Raw genomic sequence first — 17065 nt, 5'->3', positions numbered from 1 at the left:
TGGGTCAGCCCTTGGGTCAGCCCTTGAAGCGCGGGAACGCGCTGCGGCCGGCGTAGACCGCGGCGTCGTCGAGGATCTCCTCGATGCGCAGCAGCTGGTTGTACTTGGCGACGCGCTCCGAGCGGGCCGGGGCGCCGGTCTTGATCTGGCCGCAGTTGGTGGCGACGGCCAGGTCGGCGATGGTGACGTCCTCGGTCTCGCCGGAGCGGTGGGACATCATGCACTTGAAGCCGTTGCGCTGGGCCAGCTCGACGGCGTCCAGGGTCTCGGTCAGCGAGCCGATCTGGTTGACCTTGACGAGCAGGGCGTTGGCGGTGCCCTCCTCGATGCCGCGGGCGAGGCGCTCGGGGTTGGTGACGAACAGGTCGTCGCCGACCAGCTGGACCTTGTCGCCGAGCTTGTCGGTGATGACCTTCCAGCCGGCCCAGTCGTCCTCGAACAGCGGGTCCTCGATGGAGACGAGCGGGTAGGCCGCCACGAGCTCCTCGTAGTACTCCGTCATCTCGGCGGCGGAGCGCTCCTTGCCCTCGAAGAGGTACTTGCCGTCCTTGTAGAACTCGGAGGCGGCCACGTCGAGCGCGAGGGCGATCTGCTGGCCGGGGGCGTAGCCGGCCTCCTTGATGGCCTCGAGGATGAGGTCGAGGGCCTCGCGGTTGGAGCCGAGGTTCGGGGCGAAGCCGCCCTCGTCGCCGAGGCCGGTGGCCAGGCCCTTGCTCTTCAGGACCTTCTTCAGCGTGTGGTAGACCTCGGTGCCCCAGCGCAGGGCCTCGGAGAAGGACTCCGCGCCGATCGGGGCGATCATGAACTCCTGGATGTCCACGTTGGAGTCCGCGTGCGAGCCGCCGTTGAGGATGTTCATCATCGGCACCGGCAGCAGGTGCGCGTTGGGGCCGCCCAGGTAGCGGAAGAGCGGGAGGTCGCTGGCCTCGGAGGCGGCGTGGGCGACGGCGAGGGAGACGCCGAGGATGGCGTTGGCGCCGAGCGAGCCCTTGTTGTCGGTGGCGTCCAGGTCGAACATGGCCTGGTCGATCAGGCGCTGCTCGGTGGCGTCGTAGCCGACCAGCTCCGGGCCGATCTGCTCGATGACGGCGAGGACGGCCTTCTCGACGCCCTTGCCCTGGTAGCGGTTGGGGTCGCCGTCGCGGAGCTCGATGGCCTCGAAGGCGCCGGTGGAGGCGCCGGACGGGACGGCGGCACGACCGGTGCTGCCGTCGTCGAGGCCGACCTCGACCTCGACCGTGGGGTTGCCTCGGGAGTCCAGGATTTCCCGGGCTACGACGACGTCGATGGACGGCACGAGCATCTCCTTCTTGGATGTGACGCTGGAAGTGCGGGGCGGTGTGCCTTACGGCTGTGCCTTGCGCCTAGAGCCTAACCGTCCCGGGGGCGCCGGCCACCGACCGACCGTCCCGTGGACGGGTGGGACACGCAGACGGTACCCATTGTTCACGAGCGGAACAAAGGGTGGGTGTACGGGGCACGAAGAAAGGGGGCGGCGGGACCCGGGCAAGGGGGGCAGAAAAAACCCCGCCCCGGCGCGTACGGGGGAACACGCGCCGGGGCGGGGAGCCCGTGGGGACGGGGGTGGCCCTCACGGAGCCTTCAGGGTGCGGGCCGGGGATGTGAGGGCGCTGTGGGTCCGTTCGGAGCCAGGTGTCACTTCAGGTGCAGCTGCTGGCCCGGGTAGATGAGGTTCGCGTCCTCGACGATGTCCTTGTTCAGCTGGAACAGCTTCTGCCAGCCGCCGGCCACGTGGTGCTTCTCGGCGATGGCGCTGAGGGTGTCGCCCGTGACGACCTTGTACTCGCCGTCGCCCTTCTTGACCTTCTTGCCGGTCGGGGTGGTGACGGTCTTGCTCGCCTTCGGGGCCGTGCGCGTGGTGGAGCGGGTGGCGGCCTGCTGGTCGGTGGAGCGGGTGCTCGTGCTCGGCGCGGACTTCGTCGAGGCGGCCGGGGCGGAGCCGTTGTACGGGGTGCTCGTCAGGCCCGTGCCGCAGACCGGCCAGGCGCCCTTGCCCTGGCCCGCGAAGACCTTCTCGGCGACGGCTATCTGCTGGGCCTTGGTGGCGAGGTCGGCGCGCGCGGCGTAGGCGGTGCCGCCGTACGCGGCCCAGGTGGAGTTGGTGAACTGCAGGCCGCCGTAGAAGCCGTTGCCGGTGTTGATGGACCAGTTGCCGCCCGACTCGCACTGGGCGACCGCGTCCCACTGGGAGGCGGTGGCGGCGGAGGCGTTGCCGGCCGCCATCAGCGGGGCGGCGACGGCGGCGCCGGTGACACCGGCGAGCGTGATGGCGCGAACGGCCTTGGACGGACGACGGTGCTTGCCCTTGCCGGAAAACAGCATGGATCGATCCCCTCACCGACGCCTGCGAGGTGAGCTGTCGGGTTCGGGCCGGTTGAGTTGCCCGGCCGCACACTCGCTTGTCCGAGGTGCGGCTTCACCCCTAGCCGGTCCAGCGTCAACCGCTGGGCCCGGCGCTTACCTTGGGTCCCCCGCTCCTGCCTGCGGCGCTTGACGCGACGACTGTTCCCGGGCAACCGCTGGCAGGATTCGGCGTTGCGACTGCCGGGGCTCGTGGTGACGAGCGGTCCTGACCGTAGACATGCGATCGGCGGATTTTCAAAGACGATCAGGGCTTCTGAGACTCATCCCACACTTTCACCAAACCGGACATCAGCCGCGAAGTGGGGCGTCAACTACCGCTGGCCGCCGCCGCTTTCGGCGCCGACATTCAGCGTCTGACCGGCGGTGATGTGGTCCGGGTCGGCCCCGATGACGTTCTTGTTGGTGTCGTAGAGCGCCTGCCACCCGCCGTCGACGCCAAGGGAGTCGGCGATGGAGGCGAGGGAGTCGCCCTCACGGACGGTGTAGGTGCCCGGTTCCCGGCCGGCGTGACGGCCGGAAGATGTGGCGTTCTGACCGTTTGTCACGCTTTCGTCCGCGCTCTCGCCGCGGTGACGCCCGCCACTGTTGAGTGCGCCGGTGTCGATCAGGCTCCAAGAACCGGGGCTCTGCTGGTAATTGTCCGAGTTGTCGGTGCCGGGTGTCGCCGTGGGGGAGCTGTCGGTTCCCTGCGAGTTTCCAGTGTCGCCCGAGCCGGACTTGTCGGTCTTGTCGGACTTGGGATTGGGCGTTCCGGTGGAGCCGCCGGTCGCACCGGGAGTCCCGGTGGTGCTCTCGCCCGGGCTCGGGGTCGTCGTGGCGCCCGGGTCGGCGGTGGAGCCGGAGGAGTCCGAACCCGAGGAGCCGGAGCCGGGGGTGGAGTGGGAGCCGGAGTCCGAGCCCGAAGTGGCGCCGGACGAGGACGAATCCGGCAGACCGGACGAGTCGGAGCCGTCCGCGGAGCCGGACGTGCCGCCCGACCCGCTGCCGCCGCCCGACCCGCCGCCGGAGCCGACGCCGGTGTCGACGTCGACCGAACCGGAGTGGGAGGTCAGCCCGGCGGTCAGCGCGCACATGGCCCACGGCGTGGTGCCCTGGTCGCCGAGGATCTTCTCGGCGACGGCTATCTGCTGGGAACGGCTGGCCTGGTCGGCGCTCTCGGCGTACTGCGTGCCGCCGTACTTGTCCCAGTCGGCCAGCGAGATCTGCAGACCGCCGTAGTAGCCGTTTCCGGTGTCCGCGCTCCAGGAACCTCCGCTCTCGCACTCGGCGACCTTGTCCCACGTGGTGCCGTCGGCCGCGCTGGCGCTCGCGGCGCCGAGCAGCGGGATCGCGATGGCGGAGCCGGTCACGCCGGCCGCGACGAGGAGGGCCGGAGCCTGACGGGGGCGACGGTGACGACCGTTCCCGGAGAGCATGCGGAAGCCTTTCGTGCGACAGCAGGACCGGCGCGGCGGTGAAGTGGAGTCCCCCGCCACGCTGATGGGTGAACGTATCGGCAGACGATCACTTGTCACAAGTTCATGCCGCGCAGATCACGTGAAGATCACAGAGTTGAAGGTTTGTCATCTCCCCCCGTGCGCCGCCTGATCCTCCCCTCCTGCCCGCTTTGTCACCCGTCGGGAACGGCGCCGCCTCACTCCCGGCGCGCGGGGCGGCCGCGACCATGGGACTCGACATGACCCCGGGGGGCTTGACGTCCAGGAGGACACGATGGCGCGGCACACCCGGCTGCCCGGCGAGTCCGCGGAGTACCTCGCCGCGCGCGAGGAACTCCGCGACGCCGAGATCGAACTCATGCGCCACCGCGAGCGGGTGGCGGCCCTGCGCAGGGCACTGCCGCAGGGCGCCGAAGTCGGCGACTACGTCTTCCTCGAAGGGCCTGCGGACCTCGACGCGGGCGACACGCCGGTCCGAGAGGTCGGGCTGAGCGAGCTGTTCACCGGCCCCGGCCGGCCGTTGGTCGTCTACCACTTCATGTACGGCAAGCGGCAGACCGAACCGTGTCCGATGTGCACCCTGTGGATCGACGGCTTCAACGGCGTCGCCCACCACGTCGCCCGGAACGCCGACCTCGTCGTCGTCGCGGCCGCCGACCCGCCCACCCTGCGCCGGCACGCCCGGGCCCGCGGCTGGTCCCGGCTGCGCCTGCTGAGCGCCGGGGACAGCACCTTCAAGTACGACCTGGGAAGCGAGGACGAGGACGGTGTGCAGGACTCCACCGTCTCCGTCTTCACCCGGGACGCGGACGGCACGGTCCGCCACTTCTACTCCGCCCACCCCCGCATGTCCGAAGACATCGACCAGCGCGGCATCGACCTCCTCAGCCCCGTCTGGCACGTCCTGGACCTCACGCCGGGCGGCCGTGGCGACTGGTTCGCGAGCCTGGACTACTGAGCGCCGGTGCCCACCGGGACCGGTGTGAACTCCACCGGCAGGGTGCGCAGGCCCCGCATGATGAGCCCGCCCCGCCACCTCAGGTCGGCCGGGTCGGAGGCGAGCCGCAGATCGGGCAGGCGGGTGAGCAGCGTGGCGAGCGCGGTCTGGCCCTCCAGCCGGGCGAGCGGCGCGCCGAGGCAGTAGTGGATGCCGTGGCCGTACCCGAGGTGCTGGTTGTCGCGGCGGGCGAGGTCCAGCACGTCCGGGTCGGCGAACCGCTGCGGGTCCCGGTCCGCCGCCGCGAGCACCACCAGCACCGGATCCCCCGGCGCGATCCGCTGCCCGCCGATGCTGAGCGGCTCGGTGGCGAACCGCCAGGTGGCCAGCTCCACCGGGCCGTCGTAGCGCAGCAGTTCCTCCACGCCGGTCTCCAGCAGGTCCCGTTCCCCCGCGGCCAGGGAGCGCTGGAGCCGCTCGCGCTGCCCGGGATGGGTGAGCAGGGCGTAGGTGCCGTTGCCGATCAGGTTCACGGTGGTCTCGAAACCGGCGAACAGCAGGATGAAGGCCATCGCGGCGGCCTCGTTCTCGGTGAGGTGCTCACCGTGGTCGGAGGCGCGGATGAGACCGGAGATGAGGTCCTCGCCGGGCGCGGGCTCGGCGGGCAGCGCCTCGCGCTTCTTGTGGATCAGCTCGGCGAGGTAGCCGCGCATCTTCTTCACCGACCGGGCGACCCCGCCGCGCGGCCCTCCGCCGTGCCGGATCATCATCCCGGCCCAGTCCCGGAAGTCGTCCTGGTCCTCGCGCGGGACGCCGAGCAGGTCGCAGATGGCGTAGATGGGCAGCGGGAAGGCGAATTCGTGGATGAGGTCGGCCGAGCCCTCCGCCGCGAACCGGTCGATGAGGCGGTCGGTCAGCTGCTGCACCCGGGGCGCGAACTCGGCGACCCGGCGCGGGGTGAACGCCTTGCTGACCAGCCGGCGCAGCCGGGTGTGGTCCGGCGGGTCGATGTTCAGCAGATGGGTCATCAGCTCGGCCTTGCGCTCGCCGGGAATACCGGTCTTGCCCTTGGCGTGCGCGGGCTCGTCGTGATGCGCCGGGTTCTTGCTCAGCCGCTGGTCGGCCAGGGCCTGCTTGGCATCGGCGTACCGGGTGACCAGCCAGGCCTCGACACCGCTGGGCAACCGCGTCCGGTGCACCGGCGCGTGCTCGCGCAGCCAGGCGTAGGCGGGGTAGGGGTCGGTGGCGAACTCCCAGGTGAACAGGGTGGGAGCGGAGGCGGCGTCGGGAGCGGGCACCGGGCTGGGGCCGGTCTCGGGGTGGGGCTGGTCGGTCACTCCCCGACCGTATCCGGATCCGGGCGGGCCTCCGCGTCCCGGTAACCGCCGGGAGCCGTGGGTATCGCCCCGGTCGCGTCCGGCTCCCCGGGGTCCCGGTGGGCCTCCGCGTCCCGGTGGGCCTCCGCGTCCCGGTGGCCGCCGGGGGCCGTGGGCACCGCCCCGGGGACGGCTCCCTCCGCCTGCCGGATGGCGTCCCGGTACGCTCGCGCCGCCGCGCGCAGGGCCGCCTCCGGGTCCACGCCCTCCGCCTCGGCGCGGGCCGCCAGGGCCAGCAGCTGGTAGCCGACGCCCTCGCCCTGCGGGAGCGGCACGTCGAGGCCCGCCGTGCGCGCCCGGGAGGCGAGCTTGGCGGCGAGGGCCAGGCCGGGCTGGCCGAGGGGGACGCCCTCGGTGACCGAGGTGCGCCGCTTCTCCTCGGCCTTGGTGCGCAGCCAGTGTTCCTTGACATCCTCCGGGGTCTCGGCCTTCTCGTCGCCGAAGACATGCGGGTGCCGGTGGACGAGCTTGGCGACGATGCCGCCGGCCACGTCGTCGACGGAGAACGGCGCGTCCGGGTGCTCCTCGGCGATCCGGGAGTGGAAGACGACCTGGAGCAGGACGTCGCCCAGCTCTTCGCGCAGCTCCTCGCGGTCGCCGGCCTCGATCGCCTCGACCAGTTCGTACGCCTCCTCGATGCCGTACTTGGCGAGGCCCTGGTGGGTCTGCCGGGAGGACCAGGGGCACTCGGCGCGGATGCGGTCCATGACCTGCACGAGGTCCAGCAGGCGGGCGCCGGGCAGGTCGTACGAGGCCGGGAGCAGCTCCAGCTCGGGCATGGCGACGCGGCCGGAGCCGGCCAGCCGGGCCAGGCCGTCGGTGAGCGCGGGCTCTCCCTCACCGGTGGCCACGACCACCACGGTCCGCCCGCCGGCGCAGGCGTCGACGAGCTCCTGCGCGGTGGGCGACGCCTCCCGCACCGCTATGCCGGCCTCGCGCAGATACGGCAGCTGCGGATGCGCTCCGTCCGCGCACAGCACGGCGTCGGCGGCGCGCAGGGCCTGCCAGGCGGGCCAGGACAGCAGGCCCGGCGCGACGCGGTGGCTGGTGGTGAGCAGGACGATGCGACCGGGGTCGGCGGCGGGGGCGAGGTCGGAGCTGGATGCGTTCACGATCCGAACGTAACCCACGGCGGCGACGAGCGGATTTGGTTGTCCACAGGCCGGGGACGGTCGTGTGATCGTATGACCGACACTCCCCAGTTGACCGGCACTCGGCGGCTGACCGTCACCCCGCGGCCGCGCCCGGGCCGCTACGCCGTCACCGGCTGCCCGCCCGACGTCGTGACCTCCCGTACCCAGGGCGTCCTGGCGTCCACGCGGCTGCTCTTCTGCACGTCCCAGGTGCCGTAGCGCGGGTTGAGGTCGATGTGGAGTTCCTGGGACGCCGTGGACAGCGCCTTCCAGAAGGCGGGCTGGCTGGTGTCGGTGCCGAGCCGCCCGGCCAGCTTCTGCGCCTCCAGCTGGAGCCGGAGGTTGTCGTCGAGGCGGGCGGGGGCGATGCCGTACTTCTGCAGCCAGGCGGTCTGCAGGCCCTTGGCGCCGCCGGCCTGCTGCTCCAGCCCGGCGCGCATCTGCTCGACCTCCTTGCGGCTGACCGTGATGCCGGCGTCCTGCGCGGCGCGGTGCAGCACCCGGTCGAGGACCATGTTGTGCAGGGTGTCCCGGGTCAGGCTGCTGGTGGAGGCGAGGACCTGCTGGTACTGGCTCTCGTCCGGCACCGCGGCCCGCTGTGCCCTGCGGACCTCGTCGACCCGGCTCTCCAGCTGGGCGACGGTGATCCGCTGCCCGCCGACGACGGCCGCGGCGCCCGCGTGCGCGTCGTTTCCGCAGGCGGTCAGCAGGGGTGCCGCGGCGGCGATCGCGGCGGTGAGGACGAGCGCGGTGCGACGGCGGCGGTGCAAGGAAACCTCCCGAGGAGATTGTGCGACGGTGCACAAAGTCTTGCGGTGATCGATGGTAGGCAGTGGGGAGGCCGGGGCCAACCCATTCGACCAACGATTCGCACGCGCTTCGGGCACCGTCGCGCACCCTGCCGGGCCTGCTCCCGGTTCAGCCGGTGATGGCCACCGGCGCGTCCCACGCGTCCCGGTCCACGGTGAGCGTGACCCCGCCGTAGGTCTCCTTGCTGTTGACCAGGTACTGATGGCCGCGGCTGTGGTTCGTGAACTGGGTCGCCCCCCACGGCCAGTCCGCGGTGGTCGTGTTCTGCTTGTCCCACAGCGCGTACCAGAGGTTGCCCGGCAGGTCCGTCTTGTCCTTGGCGGTGGCGATGGCCTTGGCGCTGGAGCTGGTGAAGCCGTAGTAGCCGCTGCGGTACGTCTTCGCGCGCAGGCCCTTGTCGAAGGCGCGGACGTACGTCAGCACGGCGTCGTTGCACGCCGTGTTCGTGATGTCGTACGGCTCCATGTCGAGGTAGACCGGGCTGCCCGCCTTCATGCCCAGCGCGGAGGCCTTGGCGACGGCGTCGGCGGCGTCCTTGGCGCCGAGGGAGGCGGCCGTGGACGCGGTGATCTTCTCCGGGTTGGCACCGGACTGGCAGGGCGGCTGGGCGCCGACGTAGAGCGGGATGAGCTTCCAGCCCATGCCGGAGACGTACCTGACCCAGTCCGCGGTGAGGTTGGACTGCGCGCAGCCGCGGTTCCTGCCGCCCACGTAGACGGCGGCGGCGCCGTAGAAGCCGGTGTGCCAGGCCTTCATGGCCGCCTTGGAGGGCGCGGCGCAGGTGTCGAACGCGCGCCCCGTGAAGGTCTTCTGCGCCGGCCAGGCGGTGGCGGCCATGGAGGTCTGCGCGGCGATCCCGGCACCGGCGACGACGGCCGCCCCGGCCACCGCCCACGTGATGTGTCTGCGCTTCTTCGACTGCCGATGACCGGCCATGAACCCCACCCCTTGCGTGTGTCGCCCGTAAAAGCGAAGCGCAAGGTACCAAGTGCCGCCGCTAGCCCCGCACCTGCCCCAGCCATTGCAGGGTGCGCCGGATCTCCAGGGCCATCGGGTAGCCGGGGCCGTGCAGCCGCTCCACGTCCATCAGCAGCCGGGCGAGGGTGTCGTGCGCCGACGGCCGGTCGCCGAGGGCGAGCAGCAGATGGCCGATGCGCCGGCGGACGTCGTGGGCGAGCTGCGGGTCGCCGGAAACGTACTGGTTCTCGTAGTACGGCAGCAGCGCCCGGTACTCGGCGAGCGCGGCGGTCGGCTGGCCCAGCTGCTCCAGGCACTGCGCGGCCTCGTAGCGGTAGCGCAGGGACTGCGGGTCGGCCTGGCCGGCCTCGGCGGCGCGTTCGTCGGCGAGGCGGCGCAATTCCGGCAGCGCGCGCCGGTACTGTCCGTCGTCCATGAGCGTGGCCGCGTACTGCTTGCGCAGGGTGCGCACGACCGGGGAGTGCTCGCCGTGCTGCTCGGCGGCGGCGGGCAGGATCGCGCCCAGGATGTCCACGGCCTGGGTGATGCGGCCCTCCCCCAGCAGCCGCTTGACCTCGTCCACGGCCGCGGCGACGTCGGGCTTCTCGGCCACCGGCGGCGCCGGCGCGACGGGCGCGGGCTGGGGCGCGGGGGTCCGCGCGCGGTCCGGCCAGGGGGCGTGCGGGCGCAGGAAGGGGCGCGTGGGGTCCAAGGGCGCCCCGGTCGGGGTCCCGCGCGCGGGCAGGAGTGCCGCCAGGTCCTCGTACACCTCCTGCGCGGAGCCCGGCCGGTGCTGCGGGTCCTTGGCGAGCAGCCGCAGCACGAGCGTCTCCAGCGCCTCGGGCACCTCGGGGCGGATCCGGCGCACGGGCAGCGGGGGCTCGTACAGGTGCCGGTGCAGCACCCCGAGCGCCGTGGAGCCCGCGAACGGCACGTCCCCGCTGAGCAGTTCGTGCATCAGCACGCCGAGCGCGTACAGGTCGGTGTACGGGCCGACCGCGCCGCCCATCGCCTGCTCCGGCGCCATGTAGGCGGGCGAGCCGATCGGGGAGCCGGTGTGGGTGAGGCGCGTGGTGTCGCTGTCCATGACGGACGCCACGCCGAGGTCGAGCACGGTGACCGTGCCGTCCTGCTTCACCATCACGTTGCGCGGCTTGAGGTCGCGGTGCACGATCGGCACGGCGTGCACGGCGCTCAGCACGGCGCACAGTTGCGCGGCCACCGCGACCGCCCACTGCCACGGGTACGGGTCGTGCTCGGCGAGATGGTCCGACAGGTCGGCGCCGTCGACGTACTGCATGACGAGGAACAGCTCCTCGCCCTCGCTGCCCGCGTCGTGCACCGTCACCAGACCGGGGTGGTCCACCTGCGCGGTCACCCGGCACTCGCGCAGGAACCGGCGGCGCAGCTCGTCCGCCTCCTGGCCCGCCACCTTGTCGGGGCGCAGCAGCTTCACCGCCACGCGCCGGTCGAGCCGCCGGTCGTACGCCGTCCACACCTGGCCCATGCCGCCCTGTCCGATGAGCGTGGACAGTTCGTACCGGCCGGCGACGACACGTCCTGTCGCCACGCTCACCTTCCGCTCTCATGGCCGTCGGGCCGGCCGTCGTGCTTGCGCAGGTAGTCGCTCAGCTCGTCCAGTTCGGCGCGCACCTGGTCGATGTGGCTGGGCGCCGGGCGCTGCGGCGGCGGGGTGGTCAGCGGCGGCTGGGGCACGGGCGCGTGCGGCATCGGGGGCGGGGTCTGCGGGGCGACCGGGGCCGGCGGGAAGGGCGTGTCGCGGCCGGTCCGGCCGAACGGCATGGCCGGCGCGGCGGGTACGGTCGCCGCCGTGTACGGGTTCACCGGGCCCCGATAGGCGTACCCGCCCTGCGCCGCGTACGCCTCCTGCCACCGCCCGTAGTGGCGTATCTCCGCGGCGAGGTAGTACGCCATCGTGGCCACCAGGCCGCCGAGCAGCATGAACATGCCGAAGTAGCCGAGCGGGGTGTGCACGTCGTCGCCGGGCTCGCTGCCCACCAGTGCCAGGCTGAGGAAGTTGATGATCACCCCGGCGCCGAACAGGCACCAGTTCAGCGCCCGCCGCGTGACGATCGCCAGCCGCAGCAGCATCACCCAGGCGAACAGGCCGATGCTGAGGAACCCGATCGCCACGAACAGCACACGCAGCAGAACCAGCACTGCGGTGTGCGGCGGCTGCTTCACCGGCTGTCCGTAGCCGTGGGCTTGCATGACTGCTCCTGATGCCTGGTGCCTGATGCGGGCGTGCGTGGCCGCCCGGCGCGCGCCGCGGGGCGGCCACGCCGGTCGTCCGATTGTCGCTTCGAGCATATGACCCGACACGGACAAGGACACGGACAAGCCTCCCGGTTGTACCGAACCGTTGTCCTGCCCACACCGGCGATCAGCCGGGCGTCACCGTGCCGTCGGTGAGGCCGTCGTACATCCCGCGCACGAGCTGTTCCCCGAGCCGGCTCGCGTGCCGCAGCGCCCGCTCGAACTCGTCGAGTGCGCGGAAGCGCGCGCCGTAGCGCCGTTGCTCGTCCAGCGGGAGCCGGGGCAACTGCAGCCGGCGCACGTCCAGCCGGGTCGCGGTGGAGGCGTAGCTGCTGGCCTGCCGGTTGTTCGCGGTGCCGCGCAGGAACCCGGCGAGGAACCACGGGTCGAGCGCCGTGCGATCGGGGCGCAGCAGCACGAGGTTGCGCCCCAGGGCGGCGCCGCCCGTCGTGTCATCGATCACACGCGCCACCGAGCCGCCGCCGAGGACCGGTACGACGACGTCGCCCGGCTCGGTCAGCACCGCCTCGTCCTCGCTCTCCGGCAGCGATCCGGAGGGCGCCGTGCCGGCGAGGACGTCGTGGTCGGTGAGCACGGGCACGCGCACGTGGCCGCCGTTTCCGCCGGTGCGCATCATCAGCGCACCCCCGCGCGCGAGTTCACCGATGGTGGTGAGCGGCCAGCGCGCGCCCGGCGCGGGCGCCGCGGGCGGCGGAGTGAGCTCGGCGGTCAGGCGCAGGGTCGCACCAAGGCGCTCGCGCACCGCCGTGAGCTGCTCCGCGCCGTCGGCCACGGCCGCCGGCGGCAGATGGCGGGCGGGGGCGAGGTCGACGTCGTCGTCGAGCAGTTCGATGACCGGCACGCAGCGGGCGAGCCCCGGCCGCTCCGCCGGCCGCCCCGCGCGCTCGAAGGCACGCCAGGCGTCCAGGACGGCCTCGCGGACCGCCGGCCAGTCCGGACCGCCGCGGCCCTCCCCGGCGAACCTCCCGGTGTCCACGAGCAGCACCTCGGGCGCCGCCGGCGTCCGGTCGGGCCGGCGCAGCACCCACACGTGCAGCGGGATGTTGTACGGCGGCGCCGCCCCGACCGGCAGCGCGATCACCGCCCGGAGCGCGCCCCGGCGCAGCAGGTCGGCACGGATCCGGCGCCCGGAACGGCGGGAGGCCGCGGCCGGCGGCATGAGCAGCACGGCACGGCCGCCGTCGGCCAGCCGGGCCAACGCGTGCTGCACCCAGGCCAGTTCGGACTCGGTACGGGCCGGGAAGCCGTACTCCCAGCGGGGGTCGTAGGCGAGTTCGTCGTGGCCCCAGTTGCGCTCGTTGAACGGCGGATGGCACAGCACGGCCTCCGCGCGCAGCTCCGGGTGGGCGTCGGCGCGCAGGGTGTCGCCGACGGCGCCGCGCACGCCGGCCCGGGAGTGCAGCGCGAGCCGCAGCGCGGTCAGCGCGGCCAGGTCGGGCGCGGCGTCCTGGGCATACAGCTCCTGCTCGGGGCGGGGGTCGACCGCGCGCAGCAGGGCGCCGGTGCCGCAGGCGGGGTCCAGGACGGTACGGGCGGGACCGGCGAGGTCGGCCATGAGTCCGGCGAGTTCGGCCGGGGTGAGCGTGTACTGGCGGGGGTTGGCGTCCAGGTGCCGGCCCAGCAGGAACTCGAAGGCCTGCCGCGCCCCGGTCTCGGCGGCCAGCTCGGCCACGCCGCGCAGGAGCGGGACGGAGGGGAGGAGTTGGGGGCCGGTGGGGGTTTGGAGGGCGGGGATGCCGTGAACTGGGGCGGCTGTGTGAACGGTTGGCGGGGTGTTCACAGGCTGCTCGGTCGTTGCGGAGTTCACGGCGGGGGGCGTGCGTGCCGCGTTCACAGCGGGCGCCTCCGTGGCGGCGTTCACGGCAGGCGCCGCCGAATCCGCGTTCACACCGGATGTCCCAGGGCCCGCGTTCACACCGGGCCCGGTCCGCGCGGTGTTCACACTCTCCGGCCCCCCGGACGCGTTCACAGCCGCCCCCGCCCCTGCTCCCACCCCTGCTCCCGCTCCCGCACCCCGCCCGCCGCGCCGGGGCCGCCCCCGCACGCTGCCGAAACGAGCTGTCAGCACCTGCTCCAGCGCGCCCGGCAGCATCGCGGCCAGGCGCGCGTCGGAGCCGGCGCTCGCGTCGAGCCAGACGGTGGGGCGTTCGTGGATCAGCAGCAGCGCGCAGCCGGCGTGCACCAGGGCGGTCAGCGGGCCCTCGGGATGTCCGACGAGTTGCTGCCAGACGCGTTCCCGCAGCGGGACTTCGGCGAGTTTGCCCTGCTTGCGCAGCCAGGCCTCGACCTCGGCGAGCGCGAAGGACGGGCTGGTCTCGGTGCCGCCGACCGGCTTGGGGAAATCGGCGTGCCGACGGCGCCAGTTGCTGACGGCGGCCCGGCCCACTCCGGCGAGCCGCGCGATCCCGGCCGCGGTCACCTCTGTCGCGTTGTCCTGCACCGGCCCCGCTCCCCTCGTCCCGTGTGTGCGCCGAGCATACCGGCGTACACAAGATCCATGCATTCACGGCGTGTACATACCGGCTTCCGTGAACCGTGTTGACTCGGTTCACAAGCTCTGCTCTTATTGACCCAGCGAACGAGCGGCCACCGGAGGGGGAGGCCGCCGCTGTGGGGAGGGATTCGCCATGGGCATGAAGGCCAAGCTCTCGCTGAGTGCCGTCGTGGGGGTCGTCGTCATCGCCGCCGTGTCGGCGCACGCCGGCAGCAACGGCAAGGACGGCGGTTTTGGCGGCACCGGCAAGGGCTCTTCCGCCGCGGCCGAGCACACGCCCGGCGGCACCAAGGTCAAGAAGGGGTCGGGGGACGGGCAGGCGGCCGGGAAGAAGCAGGCGGTCATCGCCGGAGACGGCGAGTACCAGGTCGGCTCGGACGTGAAGCCGGGCACGTACCGCACGACCGGCAACACCGACGACATGTGCTACTGGGAGCGCGCCAAGGACGCCAAGGGCGAGTCCGGCTCGCTGCTGGCCAACGACAACGTCACCGGCACGAGCTACGTCACCGTCAAGCCCACCGACAAGATCTTCAAGTCCAGCGGCTGCAAGGACTGGGAGGCCGTCGATCCCAAGGCGAAGGGCACGCCCGTCTCCTCGATGGACGGCGACGGCGGCATGTACAAGGTCGGCACGGACATCGCGCCGGGCACCTACAAGTCGACCGGCAACGGCGACGACTCCTGCTACTGGGAGCGCGCCAAGGACGCCGAGCACGGGCTGGACTCGATCATCGCCAACGACAACGTGACCGGCACGGCCGTCGTCACGGTCAGCCCGGGCGACGCCTACTTCAAGACCACCGGCTGCGGCGCCTGGAAGAAGACGGCCTGACCCGGCCGACCCGTCCCGCCACCGCTCACCTCACGCCCACCGCTCACCTCACGCCCACCGCTCACCTGACACCAACCGCTCACCGAACCTGTCCTCCCGGCTCCGGCTGCCCGGGTCCGACCCCGCGCAGCCGGACCGGTTGCGGACGCCGTACGGCAAGCCGTACACACATCCCTGTCACACCCACCCTTTGAAGGATCGTCATGCGCCTCACCCCCCGTGTCGCCACGCTGCTCGCCGTCGCGGCGCTCCCCCTGGCCCTCACCGCCTGCTCGTCCGGTTCCTCCTCGGACGGCGGGGCCGCGAGTGCCAAGCCGGCCAAGGTGAAGGACCTGAACGCCGGTCTCGCCACCGGTACGCAGTTGAAGAAGGCACTGGCGCCCGCGTCGGCCGTCCCGTCCGGGCTCGCCCTGGAGGCCGACGGTTCCTCCGACAGCGGCGGCCAGTTCCTCTCCCCGTCCAGCCGGAAGGCCGGGAAGCCGGACTGCACGCGGCTGGAGACCACGTCCTGGATCCAGGTGAGCGGCTACAAGGGAGGCGTGTCGTTCGCGCAGAACGACTACGCGAACAAGGACCAGACCGAGCTCGTGGCCCAGGAGATCGACGTCTTCCAGGGCACCACGGCGGCCACCGTGATGAAGGACCTGCGGACCGTGGCGGCCGAGTGCGCCACGTACACGAACACCGACGACCACGCCCAGGTGAAGGTCACCGGCAAGTCCGCGGCCGGGCTCGGGGACGAGGCCTACACGATGACGCTGACGAGCGGTCACTGGCAGAACGGTCAGACGCTGATCGCGGCCCGTTCCGGGAACTCCGTCGTCACCGTGCTGTCCACGGCGGGCGGCGACAACGGCGCGGCGTCCGCGAAGAAGGTGACGACCGAGATCCTCGGCGCCCTGAAGGGTCTGAAGAGCGCCTGACCGGCCGAGAAGACGCGGCACCCGCTCACAGCGGGTGCCGCATCCACACGTTGGGCTCGACGTAGACGGCGTATCCGCGCTCCGGTTCGCAGCGGACGGGGACCAGTGCGCCGGGCACCTCGACGTCGGTCGCGGTGTCGAACGGCAGCCCGGTCCAGCGGCGCCACTCCTCCAGCGAGGCGCCGACCGTCATGGAGGCCGGGGCGAGGGAGTCGACGGTGGCCCCGGCACGCGCGTGGACGCGCAGCCACGGGTCCTCGGGCAGGCCGTCGGGGCGCACCCGGCGCGCGTACTCGGCGATCGGGGTGTGCGGTTCGCGGTGCTTGGCGCTGGGGCGGACGGGGGCGACGACCTCGCGGAAGCCGAGCGCGCGGGCGTTGTCGCGCATCGCCGAGAGCATGACGGCGGACAGGCCGTGGCCCTGGGCGTGCGGGGCGATGGTGACCGAGACGGCGCTCACCGTGTCGGGGCGGGTGCCCCGGCGCAGGTCGGCGAAGGCCCACAGCAGGATCTGGTCCCAGCCGCGGGCGGGCAGGGTGCGCCGGCCGTCGATGCCCAGGGCGAAGGGGACGCTGAAGGCGTGGGCGACGATCCGGCCGCGCTCGTCCTCGGCGAACAGCGCGTACTGCGGCAGTTCGGCGGGGATACGGCCGTAATGGGCGGTGCCCACCGGGTCGTTGGTCACGAACTCGGGCCATGTGTCGGCCATCTCGAACAACGCCGGCAGCCGGTCGGGCCGCTCGGCGATGCTGCTCACCTTGACGTCCATCCCGCCATCCTGACGGCGGCCCGGCAGCGACGCATCCGCATTCGGGGGCCCGTGCCGCAGACCATGTTGTGGTAGGCAGGGCTCGTGATCAGCCGCCTCCCCCTTGACGAGCAACTTGACCGCCTGCGTGAGACGTTGTCCCGGAACGAGGTGTTGACGGAGGTACTGGCGCGCGCTGCGACGTTGAGTCTGCCCGGGTGGTACGTGACGGCCGGGTGCCTGTTCCAGACCGTATGGAACGTGGCCACGGGCAGGCCGCCGACCAGCGGCATCAAGGACTACGACGTCTTCTACTTCGACGCCGGCGATCTGTCCTGGGAGGCGGAGGACGCCGTGATCAAGGCCGGGCGGGGGGTTTTCTCCGGTCTGCCCGCAGAGGTTGAGATCCGGAACGAGGCGCGGGTGCACCTCTGGTACCAGGACAAGTTCGGAGTGGCGTGTCGGCCGTACGAGTCCACCGAGGCGGCGATCGACAGTTTCGCCGCGACGACCTGCTGTCTAGGGGTGCGTACGGAGGCCGACGGCACGTGGCGTGTGTATGCGCCTCATGGGCTGTCGGACGTGTTCAACCTCGTCGTCCGGCCGAACCCGGTGCTCGCGCCGAGGTCGGTGTACGAGGCCAAGGCGGCACGGTGGCGCGAGCAATGGCCCGAGCTGACCGTCCTGGAGTGGCCGTCCGCGAATACCACGGATTTCTCGGCCGGCGGCTGAT

At 72.3% G+C, this 17065-nt stretch carries 14 protein-coding genes, 1 pseudogene and 1 riboswitch; of the genes and pseudogenes, 4 read left to right on the top strand and 11 right to left on the bottom strand.

Features of this window, described 5'->3' with window-relative positions:
• Positions 1–16: 16 nt before the first annotated feature.
• From eno to ABB07_RS22685, 3 genes are all read right to left on the bottom strand, one after another.
• Entirely contained in the window at positions 17–1303 is a 1287-nt protein-coding gene (gene eno, locus ABB07_RS22695) for a phosphopyruvate hydratase (RefSeq protein WP_142218790.1), read from the bottom strand.
• A gap of 353 nt (positions 1304–1656) precedes the next feature.
• Positions 1657–2343 (bottom strand): transglycosylase family protein, encoded by a 687-nt coding sequence (locus ABB07_RS22690; protein ID WP_208900429.1) that lies wholly within the window; start codon positions 2341–2343, stop codon positions 1657–1659.
• 4 nt (positions 2344–2347) lie between these two features.
• Positions 2348–2520: riboswitch (cyclic di-AMP (ydaO/yuaA leader) on the bottom strand.
• Between the two features lie 176 nt (positions 2521–2696).
• Positions 2697–3800, bottom strand: coding sequence for a LysM peptidoglycan-binding domain-containing protein (locus tag ABB07_RS22685; protein ID WP_208900428.1), 1104 nt, complete (start codon positions 3798–3800; stop codon positions 2697–2699).
• 295 nt (positions 3801–4095) lie between these two features.
• On the opposite strand from ABB07_RS22685, the gene ABB07_RS22680 reads away from it, so the two are divergent.
• Positions 4096–4779 (top strand): DUF899 family protein, encoded by a 684-nt coding sequence (locus ABB07_RS22680; RefSeq protein WP_208900427.1) that lies wholly within the window; start codon positions 4096–4098, stop codon positions 4777–4779.
• Here the strand turns inward: ABB07_RS22680 and ABB07_RS22675 are convergent.
• From ABB07_RS22675 to ABB07_RS22645, 7 genes and pseudogenes are all read right to left on the bottom strand, one after another.
• Positions 4773–6095, bottom strand: coding sequence for a cytochrome P450 family protein (locus ABB07_RS22675; RefSeq protein ID WP_425264753.1), 1323 nt, complete (start codon positions 6093–6095; stop codon positions 4773–4775). The two genes, ABB07_RS22680 and ABB07_RS22675, sit on opposite strands and share 7 nt — an antisense overlap.
• A gap of 173 nt (positions 6096–6268) precedes the next feature.
• Positions 6269–7246 (bottom strand): annotated as a pseudogene (locus ABB07_RS22670) (nucleoside triphosphate pyrophosphohydrolase); the annotation flags it as partial.
• Positions 7247–7386: 140 nt separating this feature from the next.
• Entirely contained in the window at positions 7387–8037 is a 651-nt protein-coding gene (locus ABB07_RS22665; RefSeq protein WP_208900426.1) for a SurA N-terminal domain-containing protein, read from the bottom strand.
• Positions 8038–8185: 148 nt separating this feature from the next.
• Positions 8186–9013, bottom strand: coding sequence for a glycoside hydrolase domain-containing protein (locus ABB07_RS22660; RefSeq protein ID WP_208900425.1), 828 nt, complete (start codon positions 9011–9013; stop codon positions 8186–8188).
• Positions 9014–9074: 61 nt separating this feature from the next.
• Positions 9075–10568, bottom strand: coding sequence for a serine/threonine-protein kinase (locus ABB07_RS22655; protein ID WP_279617429.1), 1494 nt, complete (start codon positions 10566–10568; stop codon positions 9075–9077).
• A gap of 38 nt (positions 10569–10606) precedes the next feature.
• Positions 10607–11266 (bottom strand): hypothetical protein, encoded by a 660-nt coding sequence (locus ABB07_RS22650; protein ID WP_208900423.1) that lies wholly within the window; start codon positions 11264–11266, stop codon positions 10607–10609.
• Positions 11267–11438: 172 nt separating this feature from the next.
• Positions 11439–13772: an N-6 DNA methylase gene (locus tag ABB07_RS22645; protein WP_208900422.1), complete on the bottom strand. Its 2334-nt coding sequence runs from the start codon at positions 13770–13772 to the stop codon at positions 11439–11441.
• Positions 13773–13959: 187 nt separating this feature from the next.
• Between ABB07_RS22645 and ABB07_RS22640 the strand changes: the two genes are divergently transcribed.
• The gene (locus ABB07_RS22640) at positions 13960–14661 is read left to right on the top strand and encodes an Rv1352/Rv1906c domain-containing protein (protein ID WP_208900421.1); all 702 of its coding nucleotides are present in this window, start codon (positions 13960–13962) and stop codon (positions 14659–14661) included.
• 203 nt (positions 14662–14864) lie between these two features.
• Positions 14865–15584: a hypothetical protein gene (locus ABB07_RS22635; protein WP_208900420.1), complete on the top strand. Its 720-nt coding sequence runs from the start codon at positions 14865–14867 to the stop codon at positions 15582–15584.
• Positions 15585–15609: 25 nt separating this feature from the next.
• Here the strand turns inward: ABB07_RS22635 and ABB07_RS22630 are convergent, their stop codons facing one another.
• On the bottom strand, positions 15610–16353 hold the full coding sequence (locus ABB07_RS22630) for an N-acetyltransferase (RefSeq protein WP_208900419.1): 744 nt from the start codon (positions 16351–16353) through the stop codon (positions 15610–15612).
• Positions 16354–16437: 84 nt separating this feature from the next.
• Here ABB07_RS22630 and ABB07_RS22625 point away from each other — a divergent pair, with 84 nt between their 5' ends.
• Positions 16438–17064: a nucleotidyltransferase family protein gene (locus ABB07_RS22625; RefSeq protein ID WP_208900418.1), complete on the top strand. Its 627-nt coding sequence runs from the start codon at positions 16438–16440 to the stop codon at positions 17062–17064.
• The last annotated feature ends 1 nt before the right edge of the window (position 17065 follow it).

Origin of the sequence: Streptomyces incarnatus (assembly GCF_001027185.1) — a bacterium.
Taxonomy (GTDB): domain Bacteria; phylum Actinomycetota; class Actinomycetes; order Streptomycetales; family Streptomycetaceae; genus Streptomyces; species Streptomyces puniciscabiei.
The sequence above is the reverse complement of the archived record's forward strand: the minus strand, read 5'-3'. Positions and strand labels throughout refer to the sequence as shown.